Source organism: Chitinophaga sp., assembly GCF_036569125.1.
Classification (GTDB): Bacteria; Bacteroidota; Bacteroidia; order Chitinophagales; family Chitinophagaceae; genus Chitinophaga.
The window spans coordinates 1-4,079 of sequence record NZ_DATCRF010000735.1 but is presented as its reverse complement, the minus strand read 5'-3'; the positions used below and the strand labels follow the sequence as shown (position 1 = coordinate 4,079).

Genomic DNA, 4,079 nt, shown 5'->3' with positions numbered 1-4,079 from the left:
ATCCCAGGCCTACCCAGCTGGCTTCATCATCCATACCGCTGCCGGAATGGTAAGCCAGGTTAATGGGATAACCGCCTATATCCAGCAAAGGAATGTTATAGCTGAAATCACCTGAGAAAAGGTCTACCATGTCTGTGGTGCCTACCGGTTCAAATCCTTTCATTTCAGGCTGTGTAGGACCTGATGTTAATGCATATACGCTATTAGGCACCAGCAGCTGTGTACCCAGGATCAACAAAAAGAAAAAGGCTATTGTCCTTTTATACTTTAAAATGCGGTTCATTATAGGGATTTTTACAGTTGGGGGATGTTTTGCAGGTCTTTATGCCTGAAATTAAAGGCAACGCTGTCCATGCCGAATACCTTATCGGCATACACAAACCTGAAATCCTGGCGGACAGGTCCCCCGCCGTCTGTTTCTTTTTCAAATACGACCATAAATTCATAGCGATGTTTATCGCCGGTGGGTATACGCTGGTAGAATGTGCAGGGTATTACATTCCCGTTATTGAGCTGCAGATAAAAATCATCTGTCAGCCCAAAGTCCAGGTATGAGGCATCTGTTTCGCGCGGTTTTACCTGCTCATCTGTGAGCACCAGCTTAAAGTAGGCATAACTGTCGTACTGCTTACGGCTGCTGTCCAGTGCTTTGCTGTTAAGCGCGCCAGCATGTTCAGACAATACCTGCAGATCGGTGGGTATGTATTGCACCTGCACCTGCAAACCGGTGCGTTGTATTTCCTGGAAAATACCGTTACGGGGATCGTTGATATAGGCTACGATCTCACGGCCGTTACCCGAACGGTTACACGACATCCACAGGCTGCTGATCCCCAGCAGGATTAATAGGCATAAGGTTTTCATCGTCAGGGTTTACTTTTCCTGGTATATAAATCGTAAGGTTAATTCCTGGTTCGTTACATTCTTTACCTTCAGTATGTACTGATTGCCATCTTTGATGTCTGCATTATCCTGCAGGTCCAGCGCAATCTTGTTCAGGCCTACCTGCATGTTAATGCGGCGCAGCTTTTTCACCGGTACATCGGGATTAGACAGATCAATGATCTCATACTCCAAACGGCCGGCCTGCCGGTAATTATAAAAGGAAAAACGAAGCGTACCGGGCGCCAGGTAAAAGTTCTTGTCTGCCTCTACTTTCAGCTCCCGGTAACTGTCTGCCTGCTGTACAGGAATACTGTCTTCACAATGGATGGTGAATGTCCAGATCTCTGATTGGGTTAACATTACTTTCCCCGTATAGGCAGTTACCTGCCAGGCGTAACGTTGCTCCTTTACCAGGTCCGGTACCTGTACCGGGTATATGAGATTGTTATGTCGCACATCTGCTATATTGATCACAGGACGGTTATTGGCCAGGGCTTCCACTGCATCCTGCCTTTCCATTACCGGCGCTACTACAATACGGTAACGCATATCGCGCTGCAAAGGCATAGGCGGCTGCCAGCTGAAATTAGGTCGGGTGTTACAGATCTCTGCCTGATCATAAGGATCGATGAGCATTAATGGTGTTGTGGGCTGTAAGGTATGCTGGAAGCAGTTTTCGTAGATTGTAGGAATGCCTCCGGGTTTGGCGCTTTCTGCCGCCAGCTCATAACAATACTCATATTCGCCTTCTGAAAAACGGCCGGTTTGGCTAAGCCCTGCTGCGGAGGGGCTTTCTCCAAAACGGATACGGCTGCCTGATAAAATACCTTTATTGAGGCTATTCACTCCCAGGCGTATGGGCAACCTGGGTACTACAATGCTTACCACTCCGGCGCCGCTGCCATCCTTCACTGTGATGGTCAACTGGCCCTGCAAATTATTGCCGGTGGTATTTACCAGCTGTACCAGCGAAAGGCCTTCCAATGTTTGCCCGGCCACCGATGGTATAAAGTTGATGGCTACCTGGGCTTTTGCCTGTACTGTGATCACCAGCAAAACGAAATACAGTAAAAATCTTTTCATAAAGTATAGTACAGATTAGAAATGGTATTTTAAGCTCCAGTCAACCCGGAATAGATCATCGTAATAGTTCGTGTATTGATTGAGGTTCACCCTTCCATCCACAAAAACACTTGCATCCAGCTTACTGTTAATGGTGGCTGTAATGGCCTGGCGGCCGCCCAGCTGACGGTACCAGCCTGCTGCGCTGGTATAGTTAACACCGGAGGTAAAGCTGAAACGTTCTCCCCACTGATAGGTGATACCTGCATCTGTGTTGTAGGATGAGTTCAGGTACACCAGTCCGGCAGGATTACGCGAATAGTTATACGTATTGTTCCAGTACAGCAAACTGGTGCCCAGCGTTATATTCTGCATGCAGGTAAAGGTGCTGGCCTTTACTGCTATCATGCCGGTTGGCTGCTGCAGGTAACGGGTATTGCTGTAGGCCGTGCTGATCATGTTATGATAAAATATGCGGCCGAAGATCTTTTGCAGGTTCAGGTCTACACTCACGCGGTCTGTGGCATTATTCAATAAACGGCTGCCCGACGAGATCTGAACTCCACGTGTAGGCTGGTATTTGAGGCCAACCTGCTGCCCGTTACTGAGTTTAAAACGGGTATCTATCAGGAAACTGCTGCTGCGCCATTTCATACCAGTGTTACTGCCAAAGGCGTATTCCCGCATATCACCGCGCAGGTTCAGCATTATTTTTTTCTTCAGGAAAGATTTACGCAGCCCCAGGATGCCCTGTTTGGTGCCCCTGGGTAAAAAAGAACTGCCGGGGTTATAATAACCTGCAGCTATGTGGGCTACATCTGCATTCACATCCAATCCTATTTCCTTAAAGCTGGCTTTATACTTTAATGTAAGCGCCAGGCTCTGTGCAAAATCATCTCCCCTGAACAGCTGCCCCAGCGCGCTTTTGCGGCCGGTACTATCTAAGCCATAAGCGGCATCTGTGTATACGGTGGAGGATTTAGATATTTCCAGGTCTATGGAAGAAGTTTCATCTATCGCTACCCGGTTGCTCAACCCCAATACCACACTTGACTTTGATGGCATTTGCCAGCTTTGTCCCTCAGCATAGGAACGGGATTGTTTAAAAGAAAACAATGACAGATGGGTGTGATTGCCATCCAGTGGGCCACGACCCAGTCTTATACCGGTAGCAATATGGTCGTTGCTTTGCACCGGCGTAAAATAGGCTCTGTCATACACGGCATTCAGGTCTTTCTCCTTTCCTACCAATACAAACAGGTACTTGTTGTTATTGTAGATTTCCATGCTGGCGCCGGTGTGCATGTAGTTGTAGAGTGACAGCGAGCTTAAGGAAACTGTTTGTTGCCCCATGTTCATGCGCTGTACATTCAGAAAGAATTTTTCTGCACCGGTTAATGGCAACTTTTCACTCGCCAGCTTTTTCAGCGATTCGGGGTCCTGCAGCATATCTCCGTACTTCTTTGCACGTTGCAGCTCATCCTGGGCAAGCTGCTTGTTCAGGCCTGGCAGATTAAACTTATTGCGTAGCTGCTGGTACCGTTTGTAAAAGGACAGCAGCTTGTAGTAAGCATCTATCTCTTTTTTCAAATTGCCCATCTGCGCGGTACCTGCCGTATCGCCCCGCTGCGCTTTTTCCTTCATTTGCTGCAGCAGCGCCTCTTTTCCCTTTATCTCTCTGGCATATTTTGAGCTTAACAGGGTTTGGAAAGCAGTATTCACTTCGGGTTTTGTGAAATCTTTCAGGGTATCAATAGCAGTTAAGGGGGCGCCGGTCATAGCCAGGTATTCACCCTTCATAGAGTCCATCTCCGCACGGATGGCCTTTTCCGCTACGGCTTTTGTTTGCTGTAACAGCGCGTCCTTTGGGACTAATTCATCCATAGAAACCTGGCTGGCCAGCTTCTTCCTGTAGTTTTCCAGGTAAGCTTCCTTATCAAAACGGACCTGGAAAATATTGTTGTAGTAGTAGCGGTATTGAAACATATCCTGCCGCTGGAACTGTACTGCCAGCGGGATCTTTGCTACCTGGATACCGCCGTTGATCTGCAGGTGGTTCAGGTAATAGTAGCCGCTTCCAAAATAACTGCGTTCCAGCTGCCCATCGTTGCTGATGCTTACCTGCCCGTTTT

The 4,079-nt window shown here is 47.9% G+C and carries 4 protein-coding genes; all 4 read right to left on the bottom strand.

Annotated features, from left to right (window positions below; translation table 11 throughout):
• On the bottom strand, positions 1-283 hold a 283-nt coding region (locus VIM87_RS27235), incomplete at its 3' end, for a hypothetical protein (RefSeq protein ID WP_332000040.1).
• Between the two features lie 11 nt (positions 284-294).
• Positions 295-864, bottom strand: a complete 570-nt coding sequence (locus VIM87_RS27230; protein WP_332000039.1) for a hypothetical protein — start codon at positions 862-864, stop codon at positions 295-297.
• A gap of 9 nt (positions 865-873) precedes the next feature.
• Positions 874-1,968 carry a hypothetical protein gene (locus VIM87_RS27225; protein WP_332000038.1) on the bottom strand — a complete coding sequence of 365 codons (1,095 nt, stop codon included), beginning with the start codon at positions 1,966-1,968 and terminating at the stop codon, positions 874-876.
• Between the two features lie 15 nt (positions 1,969-1,983).
• Positions 1,984-4,079: hypothetical protein (locus VIM87_RS27220; RefSeq protein ID WP_332000037.1), on the bottom strand; the 2,096-nt coding region annotated here is incomplete at its 5' end.

Coding starts and splice junctions, on each gene's coding strand:
- VIM87_RS27230 (WP_332000039.1), bottom strand. CDS start 864: ATGAAAACCTTATGCCTATTAATCCTGCTGGGGATCAGCAGCCTGTGG.
- VIM87_RS27225 (WP_332000038.1), bottom strand. CDS start 1,968: ATGAAAAGATTTTTACTGTATTTCGTTTTGCTGGTGATCACAGTACAG.